Origin of the sequence: uncultured Lutibacter sp., from assembly GCF_937891065.1 — a bacterium.
In the GTDB taxonomy this organism is placed as follows: domain Bacteria; phylum Bacteroidota; class Bacteroidia; order Flavobacteriales; family Flavobacteriaceae; genus Lutibacter.
Map to the genome: position 1 here is coordinate 1 of NZ_CALAEQ010000014.1, position 15,020 is coordinate 15,020.

Genomic DNA, 15,020 nt, shown 5'->3' on the forward strand with positions numbered 1-15,020 from the left:
AACGAAAACTTTTATGCTAGTTCTAACATTTATATTTTTGATAGGTTTGGAAAATATATCACTCAAATTAATCCAAGAGGAGATGGTTGGGATGGTTTATTTAGAGGAAAACAATTACCCGCAACCGATTACTGGTTCTCTGTTGAATTAGTTGATGCTATTGGAAATATAAGAATTAGAAAAGGGCATTTTAGCTTAATTAGAAGGTAATTTAAAATAACTCTTCAATAGTTTTCGCTACACCATCATTTTTATTGGTATCAGTAATTTTATTTGCAATTTTCAATACCTCTTCTTTAGCATTCGCAACAGCAACACCTAAACCTACAGATTTTAACATTTCAATATCGTTATAATTATCTCCAAAAGCAATTACATTTTCCATAGAAATTTCCGAATATCGATTCTTTAATAAGTATTCTATGGCTGTTTTTTTAGAGATGGATTTATGTGAAATTTCAATATATGTTGGTTTTGAACGATACAATGTAATTTCGTTTGAAAAACTTTTTTCTAATGAATTGTATAAAATCTCTATTTCAGTTTCATCACCCATGCACATAATCTTATGTGCGCCTTTATCTTCATTTTTCCATTGAGTTAAAACAGCGATATTTGGTTTTACAGTTGGAGTTACTTTAGTGTTGTTCGCTTCTCTTTTTGCCCAAAAATCCATTGATGGAACATACCATTCATCAGCATAATACAAGCTTAAATGAATAGCCGTTTTTGAGCATTGATTTATAATTTCTTCTAAAACAATATTATCAATAACTGTAGAGTGTAAAATAATATCATTATCCAATATTAATCCGCCATTATATGCTATTATTGGAGTGCTTGTATTATTAAATTGTTGTTGTAAATGCCTCATAGCTTTTGGCATACGTGAAGAAATTAACACAAATGGAATTGGAGCAATTCGTTGTACTTCTTTAATGGTAATTTCTGACAATTCTCTGTCTTTATTTAATAGTGTACCATCAATATCTGTACAAATTAATTTATAATTCATGAGTGAATTTTTTTCGTTTGCAAATGTACACAATCAAACAGTAGTTTTTAAATTCAATTTTGAAGGTATAATTACCTGTTTTTCAAACAAAACTGAATATCCAATGAATTCGACTATCTTTGCCGCCATGAAATTTACAGACTTAGGAATTAACGACCAAATCTTGAAAGCTTTAGAAGATGAAGGTTACACACACCCAACACCAATTCAGGAGCAATCTATACCTATTTTATTAGATAGAAAAGATTTATTAGGTTGTGCACAAACAGGAACGGGTAAAACAGCTGCTTTTACAATTCCAATATTGCAACATCTTTACAATAGTAAAAATGACCATAAAGGACAACGAAAAATTAGAGCACTTATAATTACTCCTACACGAGAATTAGCCATACAAATTGCACAAAATATTACTGATTATGGGAAATATACAGGCATAAATAATGTGGTAATTTTTGGAGGTGTTAAACAAAGATCACAAACTGATGAATTACGAAGAGGAACAGATATACTAGTTGCTACTCCTGGTCGTTTGTTGGATTTAATATCACAAGGGTTTATTTCTTTAAAATATGTAAAATACTTTGTATTAGATGAAGCTGATCAAATGCTGGATATGGGCTTTATTCATGATATTAAAAAAATAATTGCCAAATTACCTGAAAAAAGACAATCGCTTTTCTTTTCAGCTACCATGCCTTCAGCAATTATTGATTTATCAAGTAAAATTCTAGGGAACTATCAAAAAGTGACAATTACACCAAAACAGGCTACTGCTGAAAAAGTGGAACAAGCAATTTATTTTGTAAGTAAACCAAACAAACCTAAATTACTAATTCATATTATAGAAGAAAATCCAAATTCCTCAGTACTTGTTTTTTCAAGAACTAAGCACGGAGCCGATAAAATTGTTCGAATTTTAACAAAAAGTCATATAAAATCGGCAGCTATTCATGGAAATAAATCTCAAGGTGCCAGACAAAGAGCTTTGGGTGATTTTAAAGATGGAAAACTGAACATATTAATAGCAACTGATATTGCTGCACGTGGTATTGATGTTGAAGAGTTATCTTTAGTTGTGAATTTTGATTTACCTAATATTCCTGAAACGTATGTTCACAGAATTGGTCGAACAGGAAGAGCAAAAGCGAGTGGAATTGCTTTATCTTTTTGTAATGCTGAAGAAAAAGCGTACTTAAAAGATATTCAGAAATTAATAAATCAACAAATACCCGTAATATCAGAACATCCATTTATTGATGACGGAATTGAAGATGCTGCCATTCCTAAAAGTCCTTCAAAAAACCAACGTAAAAAATTGAAGCATCATTCAGCTACTAAACCTAAAGAAGGAGAAAATACACAAAAAAAGCAAAGCAGAAGACCTTCTTCAAAAAAGCGTCGTTACTAATAGAATAACATTTATTAGTATCACATATTTCAAAATAAATAAAAACAACTTAACATTAATGTTAAGTTGTTTTTATTTATAGTGTGTTTCTATTTTAACTGTTAAACAATAAAACCCATAATAAGATACAAAATAGTACTTATTAATCCGCCAATTAAAGCATAAGGTAATTGTGTTTTTACGTGGTCTATATGGTCGCTGGCTGAAGCCATAGATGAAATAATAGAAGTGTCTGAAATAGGCGAACAATGATCTCCAAAAACCCCACCACCTAATGTTGCCGCAATTACTAGATGTATATTTGAGCCATGTATTTCGGCCATTGGTAAAGAAATAGCTAGCATAATTGCAAAAGTTCCCCATGAAGTTCCTGTAGAAAAAGCAATAAATGAACTAATTACAAAAACTATGGCAGGTAATAATTCTGGAGAAAGCCAATCTTTAGATATATTAGCTATATAAATTCCTGTTCCTAATTGATTACAAGCCTCACCAATTGCAAAAGCAAGCATCATTAATAAAGCTAAAGGCATTAACTCACTGATACCTTTTAAGGTTAAATCTACCATTTCTTTTAGCTTCATTATTCCTTGTGAACGATATAAAATCATTGCCACAAAAATAGCCGTAATAACTGCATATAATACTGACGAAGAACCAGATCCTTTTCCTATAGCTTGGGAAAAATGATTTCCAAAAGAATTAAAATTTTCTACTTTATGCCACCCTGTATAAGCTAAATTAATAGGCATCATTAGTACCATTGTTACTAGAGGAATAACCATATTATAGGCTTTTGCTTTAATTCCTTCTTTTGGAGGGTACGATGTTACAGTATCTGAAATCATAGGTTTAGAACCATCATTCATTAATTTGCCTGTTTCTTTGGTTCGTTTTTCAGCTTTCGCCATAGAGCCAATATCCTTTTTAAAGACAATTACTAATGTTAGAATAATTAATGCTACTATCGGGTAAAAATTATATTTAATAGAGGAAATTAACGTAGCAAAAGGATTATCAATACCTTGAGTTATTAATAAACCCATAATAAATGCTCCCCAAGCATTAAAAGGAATTAAAATTGAAGTGGGAGCAGAACTAGAATCGGCAATGTAAGCCAGTTTTTCTCTAGGTATTTTTAATTTATCAAAAATTGGCCGGTATAAAGTACCAACGGTAAGTGAGCTTATACTGGTTTCAACAAATAAAATAATACCCGTAAACATTGCTAATAATTGTACTATAACTCTACTATAGCCAGCTTCTTTTTTTTCAAAATAAGCAATTAAAATATTTAATTTATTTACAAATCCTTCTACACCTCTAGAATATTGAATAAAAAGTAATAAAGCTCCAACTAAAGCACTAAACATAATGGTTCTTGTATTTCCTTCAGATTTAAACACATTTACCAATCCTTCAAAAGTTGCTAAAGTTCCTGTTAAAAAGTTCCAATCACTCATAATTATCCATGAAAACCAAATACCAAAAAATAATGCGATATATACTTGTTTGGTTCTTAATGCGAAAATAATAGCTATAACTGGAGGAAGTATTGACAGAAATCCATAATCATTCATAAATTAAAGTATAAGTTTTTTGAAATATATAAAAAGTACCCAAATAAAAAAAGAATTTGAAGTACACTTCTATAGATATAATAAAATCAGGCAAGTAAAATTTATTTGTTGCGGACGTAAATTAATTTAAAGCGTCCGCTAGTTTTATCTCTTTGCTCAATCTCAAACTGTTTTAAAGATTTAAATAAAGGTGTTAACTTTTGGAATCCAAAATTACGAGCATCAAAATTTGGTTGTTTTTTTAAAAGAAGTGAACCTACATCGCCCATAAAAGCCCACCCATCATCATCAGAAGCGTCAGAAACTGAGTTTTTTAATAATTGAATTACTTTTGGAGTAATTTTATCTAGTTTTACATTTTTATGAGTTCTAATACCGTCTTGGTTATCATCTTCCGTTTCTAAAATTTCTAAATAAATAAACTTATCACAAGCCACAATAAAAGGATTTGGGGTTTTCTTTTCTCCAATTCCGTACACAATAAGACCTTCTTCCCTTAAACGTGTTGCTAATTTTGTAAAATCACTATCTGATGAAACCAAACAAAAACCATCAACTTTTTCTGAATATAAAATATCCATAGCATCAATAATCATTGCTGAATCTGTAGCGTTTTTTCCAACAGTATAGCCATATTGTTGTATTGGGGTAATTGCATTTTCAAGTAAAATGGTTTTCCATTTTCCTAACTGCGGTTTAGTCCAATCTCCATAAATACGTTTTATGGTTGGCGTACCATATTTTGCGATTTCCTCCATCATTTCTTTAATATATTTTGAAGGAATATTATCACCATCAATAAGCACGGCTAATTTTATATCTTTTATCATAATTTAATTCTAATTTATAAAGGTACAGAAAAATATGTTTCTTTTATTTATCTTAAAAACAGTTCATTATTTTTTTTGAATTATAAATAGAAAGTATCTTTGAAAATTAAATATTATTTAATGAAATTTATACAAATTCCTTCGGAAGAATTTAAAATAAATAAGTGGTCAGGTGGTACAACAACACAACTTTTTATCTATCCTCCTAAAGCTAATTATCAGCAACAAAATTTCAATTTTAGATTAAGTTCTGCCACTGTTGAAACAGAAGAATCTAGTTTTACGGTACTTCCAGAAGTTTCAAGAAAATTAATGATTTTGGATGGGAATATTACAATTAATCATAAAAATCATTATTCAAAACAACTTAAAAAATGGGATATTGATACTTTTGAAGGAAATTGGGAAACATCATCTATTGGAAAATGCACTGACTTTAATTTAATGACCACAAGAAATACATTTGGAGACTTGTCTTCATTAAAACTAACAGATGGAAAAAATATTAATTATCAACTTGATGATAGATGGGATTGGATTTTTATATATGTTGTTGAAGGAAACTTTAAGGCAAGCATAAAGGACGCACTTCAATATTTAAAAAAAGGTGATTTATTTGTTATAAAAGATGTTATAACTTCAATGGCTCAAATTACAAGTTCAGAAAATAGTGAACTAGTTATAGCTAAAATTAAAATTTGATTCGTTAAAAATATCCTATTTTTGCATTTCATATGGAGGAAGAAAACAAAAAACAAGAACACCCAAACAGTCCACTGCACGGTATTAAGTTGGCAGAGATTGTTCAATATTTAGTAGCAACATATGGTTGGGAGGAATTAGCAGCAACTATTAATTTAAACTGTTTTAAAAGTAATCCTACTATAAAATCGTGTCTTAAATTTTTAAGAACAACACCATGGGCTAGAACTAAAGTTGAAAATTTATATTTAAAATCTATTAAGAAATAACATAAAAAAGGCAACCAATTGGTTGCCTTTTTTTGTTGGTTTATTCTTCAGAATTTCTTCTTCTTTCTGGCGGGTTATTAAATAAAACTCCTCCAGCTTCAACAAACTCTTTTTCCAAACTTGGAAGCTTTGTTTCAAATAAATTATTTAAATCTACTGCTACATTTTTAAATGCTTCACTTGCAATTTTATATTGTTCTTTTTGTGCTCCAGTAATATCTACTTGAGCAGAATAAGTAGCATATATTGTATTTCTAACTCTACTAGAAACGGTATTTTTAGCTCCAAAACCACCAATAATAACCTTTGAAACAGCATCTATTTCTTTTTGTAAAGCATCTATTTTATTCGTTAAAACATTTGCTTCAACTGGCATATTTTCAAGAATTTTTGTCATACTTTTTAATCTAGAACTCATGTCATCTATTTTACCTCTTGAAGCAGTAACATTTGCATATAAATTAGTTACTTCTTTAATAAAGTTAAAGTTTGCTTCATAATTTGGTGTTCCTAGCGCATTTGGAATTGACTTTACGTTAAAGCTTTGAGGTTCTAAAAGTCTTGTAAATTCACTACCTATATTTTTGTCAATAGCAACTTTATATGTCCCTGGTGGAACTTTTGCACCTCTCTCTGACAAATAGCTTAAATCCCAATTAATACTCCCATAACCTTTCTTAAGTGATGAATTTAATTTCCTCATTATATTTCCATTAGCATCGTAAATTGTAAATAACAATGTTGTTTTTGGCTCCATTTTTTCAGCTAACAATTCTTCTTCTGATGGATATGTAATATTCTCTGACTCTTCAGCTATTTTTTCTCTTTTTTCTTTTAGAGTTTCATATCCATTTTTTATAAAGTATTCAAATTTAACTGCTGGATCAGGGTTTGGAGTTCTAAAATGAACATCTCCTTGATAATTTAAATTACTTGAAGGGAAATACAATAAAGCATCTTTAATTTCAAATATGTGAGCTTCTTTTTTCTCAATTTCACTACTTAATTTTCTTAAAGGTGCATAATTTTCTAACACATAAAAACCTCTACCAAACGTGGCAACTACCAAATCGTTTTCTCGTTTTTGAATAGTTAAATCTTTCACTTGAATTGTAGGGATTCCCTCTTTAATTTGAACCCATTTTTCACCACCATTAATACTTGTCCATACGCCCCATTCCGTTCCAATAAATAGTAAATTAGGATTTTCATGGTCTTCTTGAATACAATATACCGTTCCTGATGGAAGATTTGAAGCAATTGAGGTCCAAGTTTTACCTTTGTCGGTACTTTTAATTAAATAAGGTGTGAAATCACTACTATTTTTACGACCATCAAAACAGGCATAAACTGTATTTTCGTTGTGTTGTGAGGGTAGCACATAATTTACAAAAGTCATATCAGGAACTCCAGTAAACTTGTCGTATTTAACCCAATTTTCACCATCATTTTCTGTAATCCAAATCAAGCCATCATCAGTTCCTGCATATAACATTCCTTGTTTTAATGGTGATTCTGATAAAGCAAAGATGTTTCCAAATTTAGATGTTGATAAATTTTTAGCCACAGCTTCAGGTGACCAAATTTTACCCATCATAAGTAGCGTATTTTGATCAATTCCTCTTGTTAAGTCTTTACTAATCTTGTTCCAAGTACCACCCATATCTGTACTTTTTAACACATAATTTCCACCTATATACAATGTTTTTGGGTTAAATGAACTTATAAAATATGGTGTATTCCAGTTCCAATTATATTCCTCGTCAATTGTTGGTTGAGGTTTTATAGAAATACTATTTCCTGTTGTTCTATCATATCTTCTTATACCACAATATTGAGATTCACAATAATGAATATCTGGATTACTAGGGTCTGGGATTGATAAGTAACCATCACCACCAATAGTATATGTCCAATCTGAATTTACTAAATTTTCACGATTTGTTTTTGAAGGTCCAAACCAAGAACCATTATCCTGAGCGCCCCCATAAATATTGTAAAATGGATAATCATTATCTGTTCTTGCGTGATAGTATTGAGTAATTGGTAAATTGTTTTTAAACTGCCACGTTTTAGCTCTATCATAAGATTCATATAATCCTCCATCGCTTCCTACTAAATAGTGGTTTGTGTCATTTGGATTGATCCAAATAACATGGTTATCTACATGTTTATTATTCCCTTCAATATTTTCCCAAGTTGCTCCTCCATCTTCAGAAAGTGCATTTCGTGTATCCATTAAAATTACTAAATTTGGATTTATAGGATCTGCATAAACTTCATTATAATATTGCGGGCTTGATGTTCCTTTGTCACTTCTTTTCTCCCAACTTTCACCTAAATCGCTTGATCTATAAAAACCACTTTTATTTTCAGGTAATTCAACCACTGCGTAAATAATATCTGGGTTTGCTGGGGATAATGCTAATCCTATTCTACCAATATCTCCTTTTGGTAATCCTTTTTTTAATTTTGTCCAAGAGTCCCCAGCATCAACAGATTTGTAAATTGCAGATTCAGGCCCTCCATTAATTTTTGAATACACTCTACGCTCACGTTGATGAGATGTAGCGTATAAAATATCTGGGTTTCTAGGATCCATTTCCATATCTGATACACCTGTATATTCACCAATTTCAAGAACTCGTTTCCAAGTTTTACCTCCATCTATTGTTTTATATAATCCTCTTTCACCACCTGGTCCCCAAGCTTGACCCTGAGAGGCTACATAAACCACATTACTATTTCTTGGGTCAATCATTATTTTACCAATTTGAGAACTAGTTTTGAGTCCCATATTTGTAAATGATTTCCCTCCATCTGTTGTTTTATAAACTCCATCTCCATAACCTAAATTACGTTGTGAATTGTTTTCTCCGGTTCCTACCCAAAGTACATTTGAGTTATTAGGATCCATTGCTAAACAACCAATTGAAAAAACAGGTTGATCGTCAAAAATTGGTTCAAATGTAGTACCGTGATTTATAGTTTTCCACAAGCCACCTGCTGCAACTCCAACATAATATTCCGAAGTATTGTTTGGATTTACTGCTAAATCTGAAATTCTACCTGAATAAGCTGCTGGGCCAACACTTCTAAAGTTGAGCATTTTTAGCATTTTATCATTTAGCTCAAACTGTTGAGAATCTTCTGATTTCTTTTTTTTCTTTTGTGCAAAAGATTGAAATGATGATACTGTAAATATAATAGTGAAGATGGTTACAAGAAACCAACTTTTATTATTTATTTTATGCATAATATATTGTTTAAAATTAATGTTGCATAAAAATAAGTAAAAATAATAAATTATGTCACTAAAAAAGAGCTTATAAATAAGTGTGTCTTTTAAAAAATCTTTGTTTTAAAAAATATATAAGAATCCAACTCCTAAGAGTTGTTTTATTTGAATTTTCGCTCCTAAAACATCTAATTCCCCATCATTATTTAGGTCTTCTTTATGTTTAACATCATCATCAAACAATAATTGAGATCCTACATTAGCAGTTACATATTTGTTAATAGTTAAATCAAAATTTAGTTCCCAGTTTACATCTACATTTCCGTAATTATTTAGGTAATCAGAATATAAACTAAGTTTATTTTCCATTTTTATATTAGTCATAACATTTGCTGCCCATTCACCAGATACTAAAGTCCCAAATTCCATTTTAACATTTTCACCTTCAGTAATTAATTCACCTGAATTATCATAGATCGCCGGTTTTACTCCAAAAGATCCTTCGTTAGCTAAAGATTGGTTTAAAACAAAAGTAGTTTTGTTTGTAATAGGCGAAAGGTATAATTTAAAACCATTTTCTTTAGAAGTATATTCTGATCCAACTCCAACAAATAAATAGGCTGGAGAAAATAATTTTGATATTGGTTTATCAGTATTTGGATATTTATATCCATTTGAATATTGAGTTTTAAAGTTCAATTTAGCAGAGTAATACCAGTTAGATTTTCGATTTTTTCGATAACCAAATGTAGAGTTTACCTCAAATAAATCTTCTGTTTTTCTTAATTCTCTATCTTCTTCTTTATTTAAACCATAATTACTTTTTAACTCATTAGACCAAGCTAAATGACTGTCTTTATAATTTTTTATTAAATGAATTTTTAGAATTCCTGACAATGAATTATTCCCTCCTGAATTCCAGTTAACAAAAGAATTTTGAGTAAAAATTAATCCTATTTTATTTTTTGTAGTCCAATTGCTTATAGAGTCTGGTTTTATAGCTATTGAATCATTTAGTATTGTGGCTTTTGAAATTGTGATAATTAAAAAAAAGACAAATAACAGTTTAAATTTCATTTTAATAAATTTTGATAAAAAAAGAATAACGGCAAAGAAACAAAATTTATTATTTAATGAATTAAAGATTTAGTAAGAATTCTTTTATATTTTCTTTAGATAATTGAATGTTATCAAATAATTCTTCAACTTTTCCATGTTCTATAAAGTGATCTGGAATCCCTAAAAGTTTTACGGTGTTACTTTTGTAATTATTTTTTGAAGCAAATTCTAAAATAGCACTTCCAAAACCTCCTACAATTGTACCATCTTCAATAGTGATAATTGTGTTGAATTTTTTGAAAATAGTGTGAAGTAATGTTTCATCTAAAGGTTTTACAAAACGCATATTGTAATGAGCAATCTTATTTTTTGGTAATTCAGATTGAAGATCAATTAATAAATTTCCAATAGTTCCAATGGTTAATACAGCAATTTCATTTCCTTCTGAAACACACTCAGCCTTTCCTATTTCTAGCTTTTTAAAAGGTTGTTTCCAATCAATAATAGTGCCTCTTCCTCTTGGGTATCTAATTGCTAATGGAAAATCAATTCCTAATTGAGCGGTATACATCATATTACGTAATTCAACTTCATTTAAAGGTGCGAAAATCACCATATTCGGAATGCAGCGTACATAAGAAATATCAAAAACACCATGATGTGTTGCGCCATCTTCACCAACAATCCCAGCACGATCTATACAAAAAATCACCGGTAAATTTTGTAAAGCAACATCATGAATTATTTGATCATAAGCACGTTGTAAAAATGTAGAATAAATGGCACAAAAAGGAATTAATCCTTGTGTTGCCATTCCTGCGGCTAAAGTTACTGCATGCTGTTCCGCAATTCCAACATCAAAAGCCCTATCGGGTAGTTCATCAATCATTAATTTAAGGGAACTTCCTGTTGGCATAGCAGGAGTTATTCCTACAATTTTATCATTATTTTTCGCTAATTCAACAATAGTTTCACCAAAAACATCTTGAAATTTTGGAGGCTGAATACTCGTATCTTTTATAATTCTTTCACCTGTTATTTTATCAAATTTTCCAGGTGCATGGTATGTTACTTGGTCTTGCTCCGCTTGTTCTAAGCCTTTTCCTTTTGTAGTAATAATGTGTAAAAACTTTGGTCCTTTTATAGTTTTTAATCGTTCTAATTCATTTATTACAGTTTCAATATTGTGCCCATCAATTGGCCCAGAATAATTAAAGTTTAAAGCTTCAATAATATTGTTTTTTCTTACTTTTTTGCCAGCTTTCACATTGGTAAAATAATTTTTCAAAGCACCAACACTTGGGTCAATTCCCATAGTATTGTCATTTAAAATAATTAATAAATTAGCATCTGTTACTCCTGCATGGTTTAATGCTTCAAAAGCCATTCCGCTTGCGATAGAGGCATCTCCAATTACAGCAATATGCTGTTTTTTAAAATCACCTTTAATTTTTGAAGCAATTGCCATTCCTAAAGCTGCAGAAATTGAAGTAGAAGAATGGCCTGTTCCAAAAGCATCGTAAATACTTTCATCTCGTTTTGGGAAACCTGAAATTCCTCCTAGTTGTCTATTTGTATGAAATTGTTGTCTTCTTTCTGTTAATATTTTATGCCCGTAAGCTTGGTGTCCAACATCCCAAATTAATAAATCATTTGGTGTATCAAAAACATAATGAAGCGCAATAGTTAATTCTACAACACCCAAACTTGCACCTAAATGACCTTCTTTTGTTGCTACAATATCAATAATAAAATCACGTAATTCTTTAGCGACTTGTGAAAGTTGATTTTTAGGTAGTTTTCGTAAGTCTATCGGACTATTTATATGTTCTAACAAATTTGATTTCATCTGTCACAAAATTACACTATTTAAATTGTTCGTTGAATTAAAAATTTTACTTTTGAAATATGATACAACCTTTTGATGATACTTATTTCATGAAACGTGCTTTACAAGAGGCAGAAATGGCTTTAGATAAAAATGAAGTTCCTATTGGTGCAGTAATTGTGATGAACAATCAAATTATTGCAAGAGCTCATAATTTAACTGAAACATTGAATGATGTGACAGCTCATGCCGAAATGCAAGCATTTACAGCTGCTTCCGATTTTTTAGGAGGTAAGTATTTAAAAGAGTGTACAATGTATGTTACTTTAGAACCTTGCCAAATGTGTGCGGGAGCAAGTTATTGGGCGCAAATAGGTAAAATTGTATACGGAGCTTCAGAAGAAAAAAGAGGATTTATAGTATTGAAAACAACGCTACACCCAAAAACAGAAGTTGTTGGAGGAATTTTAAAAGAAGAATGTGGTAAATTATTGAAACGTTTTTTTATCGAAAAACGGAATTTGAACTAAATTATTTACTTCTTTCTTCAAGGTCATTTTTAAATTTTTTAAAGGTAAAATCACTCATTTTTTTGTTTTTATATCTGTGATATATAAACAAAGGCATTAAAACAAAAGCCACAATTAACACACTTATACCAACAATAATTTCACCATTAGTATCTCCGTTAGATTTAATATAAAAACCATAGGCTAACATCCCTATAACCAAAACCAAAATAGTACTTAATACAAATTTCATAAATAGATTCTAATATTAATTGCTGTAAAACTACAAAAAGTAATATATTTAAACAGTTTTTAAACTTAGAATATGCCTAGATTTTTAGTAGTAATTTTAGTTTTATGTTTTATGAGTTGCAATAACAAAGAAGTTAAAATAAATAAAGTTTCTACTAAAAGTGAAAAAGTAGTAATTGCACATCGTGGGGCATCAGGTTATTTACCCGAGCATACTTTAGCTTCAAAAGCAATGGCACATACAATGAATGTTGATTTTATTGAGCAAGACATTGTGTTAAGTAAAGATAATGTTCTGGTTGTAATTCATGATATTCATTTAGAATCTGTTACTGATGTTGCAATTAAATTTCCAGACAGAAATAGAGAAGATGGACGCTTTTACGTTGTAGATTTTACTTTTGAAGAATTACAACAATTAAATGTTTCAGAAAGGTTTGATCCAGCAACAAATAAAGCAATATTCCCTAACAGATTCCCGCTATTTAAATCTAATTTTAAGCTTCATTCTTTACAAGAAGAAATAGAATTAATTCAAGGTTTAAATAAAAGTAGAAGTAAAAACATTGGAATTTACCCTGAAATAAAAGAACCTGAATTTCATCAAAAAGAAGGAAAAGATATTTCGAAAATAGTATTAAATGTTCTTGCAGAATATGGCTATAAAACAAAAGAAGATAACTGTATTTTACAATGTTTTGATGCCAAGGAATTAAAAAGAATTAGAGAAGAATTTAAAAGTGAACTTTTCTTGGTTCAACTTATTGAGTTTGAAGAAGAAGAATTAAGAATGGAAGAGTTTGCTAAATATGCCGATGGTATTGGTCCTTGGATTCCGCAAATTATTAAAGGAAAAGATAAAAATGGTAAATGGCTAATTTCAGATTTAGTTATGAATGCACATAAAAATAATTTAAAAGTGCACGCATATACATTTAGAGCTGATGAGTTGGGAGATTTCAAAACTTTTGATGAATTACTAAACGTTGCTTTATATGAAGCAAATATTGATGGATTTTTTACCGATTTCCCAGATAAAGTGGTAGATTTTATAAATAAAAACTAAGCAGTTACATCAATTAGTTTTCTACGGTAAGCAGTTAATAACCTCGATTTAGAAATAAATCCGAAATATTTTTCGTCTTTTAGCACCACTAAATTCCAAGCACCACATCGTTTAAATTTATCTAAAATATCTTCTGCAGAATCTTTTTCATAATATATGATATCTGATGCGGCGTGCATTAAACTACTCACTTTAACAGAATCATATAATTCTTTATTAAACATAATGCCTCTTATATCGTTAATGGTTAATATTCCTAAAAAATCATTCTCTTTACTAACTATTGGAAAATGATTACGAGATGATTTTGCAACAGCTTCATTAACTACTTCACCTAAAGTCATTTCAGGATATAATAAAACAAAATCAGTTTCAATAAGTTTATCTAAATCTAATAGCATTAACACATTTCTGTCTTTATTATGCGTAAGAAGTTCACCTTTTTTAGCCAATTCATGAGCGTAAATATTATGCGGAATAAATCTTTTTGTTACAATAAATGAAATGGAAGAAACAATCATTAACGGAATAAATAATTCGTAACCACCGGTAATTTCAGCAATTAAAAAGATTGCTGTTAATGGAGCTTGTAAAATACCCGCCATTAAACCAGCCATACCAACCATAGCAAAATTTGTTAATGATAGTTGATGACTAAATATATTACTTGAATTTATAATGGTTGCAAAAACATAACCAGTAATACTTCCTGTAAAAAGCGTTGGAGCAAAAACACCACCAACACCACCAGCTCCAAAAGTAAAGGAGGTTGCAACTATTTTAAATAAAATTAATCCTATAAGAAGCGTAATAATAATCCAAATATTATCAGTTGCTACATGAAATATGTTATTAGTAATAACATTTACAATATCTCCTTTTAAAACACTATTAATAGTATCAAATCCTTCACCAAAAAGAGGCGGAATAAAATACACAATTGTTCCAAGTAAAAAACCACCAATTAATAAACGCTTGTAAGGGCTGTTAAACTTTTTAAAAAACTTTCCTATTTTAAAATAAACTTTACTAAAATATATTGAAACAGCTGCTGAAGAAACACCTAGCAATACATAAAATAAAACATCATATAATTGAAATTTATCTTGTAAATCAAAGTGAAGTAATACATCATCGCCAAAAAAGAAATAGGATGTTAAAACCGCTGTTATAGAAGCCAGCAATAATGGAACCATAGAGGCTAAAGTTAATTCTAAGCTAAAAATTTCAACAGCAAAAACAATAGCTGCAATTGGTGCTT

The 15,020-nt window shown here is 29.9% G+C and carries 14 protein-coding genes; 6 read left to right on the forward strand and 8 right to left on the reverse strand.

Annotation, left to right across the window (positions count from 1 at the left end):
• Window positions 1–210 (forward strand): T9SS type B sorting domain-containing protein (locus Q0352_RS01255; RefSeq protein ID WP_299522342.1); only part of this gene is annotated, 210 nt, incomplete at its 5' end.
• A gap of 1 nt (window position 211) precedes the next feature.
• On the opposite strand, the gene Q0352_RS01260 is transcribed toward Q0352_RS01255, so the two are convergent.
• Window positions 212–1,015: a Cof-type HAD-IIB family hydrolase gene (locus Q0352_RS01260; protein WP_299522345.1), complete on the reverse strand. Its 804-nt coding sequence runs from the start codon at window positions 1,013–1,015 to the stop codon at window positions 212–214.
• A gap of 127 nt (window positions 1,016–1,142) precedes the next feature.
• Here Q0352_RS01260 and Q0352_RS01265 point away from each other — a divergent pair, with 127 nt between their 5' ends.
• Window positions 1,143–2,426 (forward strand): DEAD/DEAH box helicase, encoded by a 1,284-nt coding sequence (locus tag Q0352_RS01265; protein WP_299522377.1) that lies wholly within the window; start codon window positions 1,143–1,145, stop codon window positions 2,424–2,426.
• Between the two features lie 101 nt (window positions 2,427–2,527).
• Here Q0352_RS01265 and Q0352_RS01270 read toward each other — a convergent pair whose 3' ends face one another.
• Together Q0352_RS01270 and Q0352_RS01275 are read right to left on the reverse strand one after the other, a co-directional pair.
• Complete coding sequence (locus tag Q0352_RS01270) at window positions 2,528–4,006, reverse strand: Na+/H+ antiporter NhaC family protein (protein WP_299522348.1); 1,479 nt, start codon at window positions 4,004–4,006, stop codon at window positions 2,528–2,530.
• A gap of 101 nt (window positions 4,007–4,107) precedes the next feature.
• On the reverse strand, window positions 4,108–4,836 hold the full coding sequence (locus Q0352_RS01275; protein WP_299522351.1) for an NYN domain-containing protein: 729 nt from the start codon (window positions 4,834–4,836) through the stop codon (window positions 4,108–4,110).
• Window positions 4,837–4,956: 120 nt separating this feature from the next.
• Between Q0352_RS01275 and Q0352_RS01280 the strand changes: the two genes are divergently transcribed.
• Window positions 4,957–5,538, forward strand: coding sequence for a HutD family protein (locus tag Q0352_RS01280; RefSeq protein ID WP_299522353.1), 582 nt, complete (start codon window positions 4,957–4,959; stop codon window positions 5,536–5,538).
• A 32-nt stretch (window positions 5,539–5,570) separates the two neighbouring features.
• Entirely contained in the window at window positions 5,571–5,807 is a 237-nt protein-coding gene (locus Q0352_RS01285; RefSeq protein WP_299522355.1) for a VF530 family protein, read from the forward strand.
• A 40-nt stretch (window positions 5,808–5,847) separates the two neighbouring features.
• Here Q0352_RS01285 and Q0352_RS01290 read toward each other — a convergent pair whose 3' ends face one another.
• The 3 genes from Q0352_RS01290 to dxs all read right to left on the reverse strand — a co-directional run bounded on the left by Q0352_RS01290 (window position 5,848) and on the right by dxs (window position 11,953).
• Entirely contained in the window at window positions 5,848–9,063 is a 3,216-nt protein-coding gene (locus Q0352_RS01290) for a glycosyl hydrolase (protein WP_299522357.1), read from the reverse strand.
• 105 nt (window positions 9,064–9,168) lie between these two features.
• Window positions 9,169–10,122 carry a DUF3078 domain-containing protein gene (locus tag Q0352_RS01295; protein WP_299522360.1) on the reverse strand — a complete coding sequence of 318 codons (954 nt, stop codon included), beginning with the start codon at window positions 10,120–10,122 and terminating at the stop codon, window positions 9,169–9,171.
• Between the two features lie 61 nt (window positions 10,123–10,183).
• A complete protein-coding gene (gene dxs / locus Q0352_RS01300; RefSeq protein WP_299522363.1) occupies window positions 10,184–11,953 on the reverse strand; it encodes a 1-deoxy-D-xylulose-5-phosphate synthase in 1,770 nt (589 codons plus the stop codon).
• A gap of 59 nt (window positions 11,954–12,012) precedes the next feature.
• On the opposite strand from dxs, the gene Q0352_RS01305 reads away from it, so the two are divergent.
• On the forward strand, window positions 12,013–12,462 hold the full coding sequence (locus tag Q0352_RS01305; protein WP_299522366.1) for a nucleoside deaminase: 450 nt from the start codon (window positions 12,013–12,015) through the stop codon (window positions 12,460–12,462).
• 1 nt (window position 12,463) lies between these two features.
• On the opposite strand, the gene Q0352_RS01310 is transcribed toward Q0352_RS01305, so the two are convergent.
• Window positions 12,464–12,694, reverse strand: a complete 231-nt coding sequence (locus Q0352_RS01310; protein ID WP_299522369.1) for a hypothetical protein — start codon at window positions 12,692–12,694, stop codon at window positions 12,464–12,466.
• Window positions 12,695–12,766: 72 nt separating this feature from the next.
• Between Q0352_RS01310 and glpQ the strand changes: the two genes are divergently transcribed.
• On the forward strand, window positions 12,767–13,759 hold the full coding sequence (glpQ, locus tag Q0352_RS01315) for a glycerophosphodiester phosphodiesterase (RefSeq protein ID WP_299522372.1): 993 nt from the start codon (window positions 12,767–12,769) through the stop codon (window positions 13,757–13,759).
• Here glpQ and Q0352_RS01320 read toward each other — a convergent pair.
• Window positions 13,756–15,020 (reverse strand): chloride channel protein (locus Q0352_RS01320; RefSeq protein ID WP_299522375.1); only part of this gene is annotated, 1,265 nt, incomplete at its 5' end. The two genes, glpQ and Q0352_RS01320, sit on opposite strands and share 4 nt — an antisense overlap.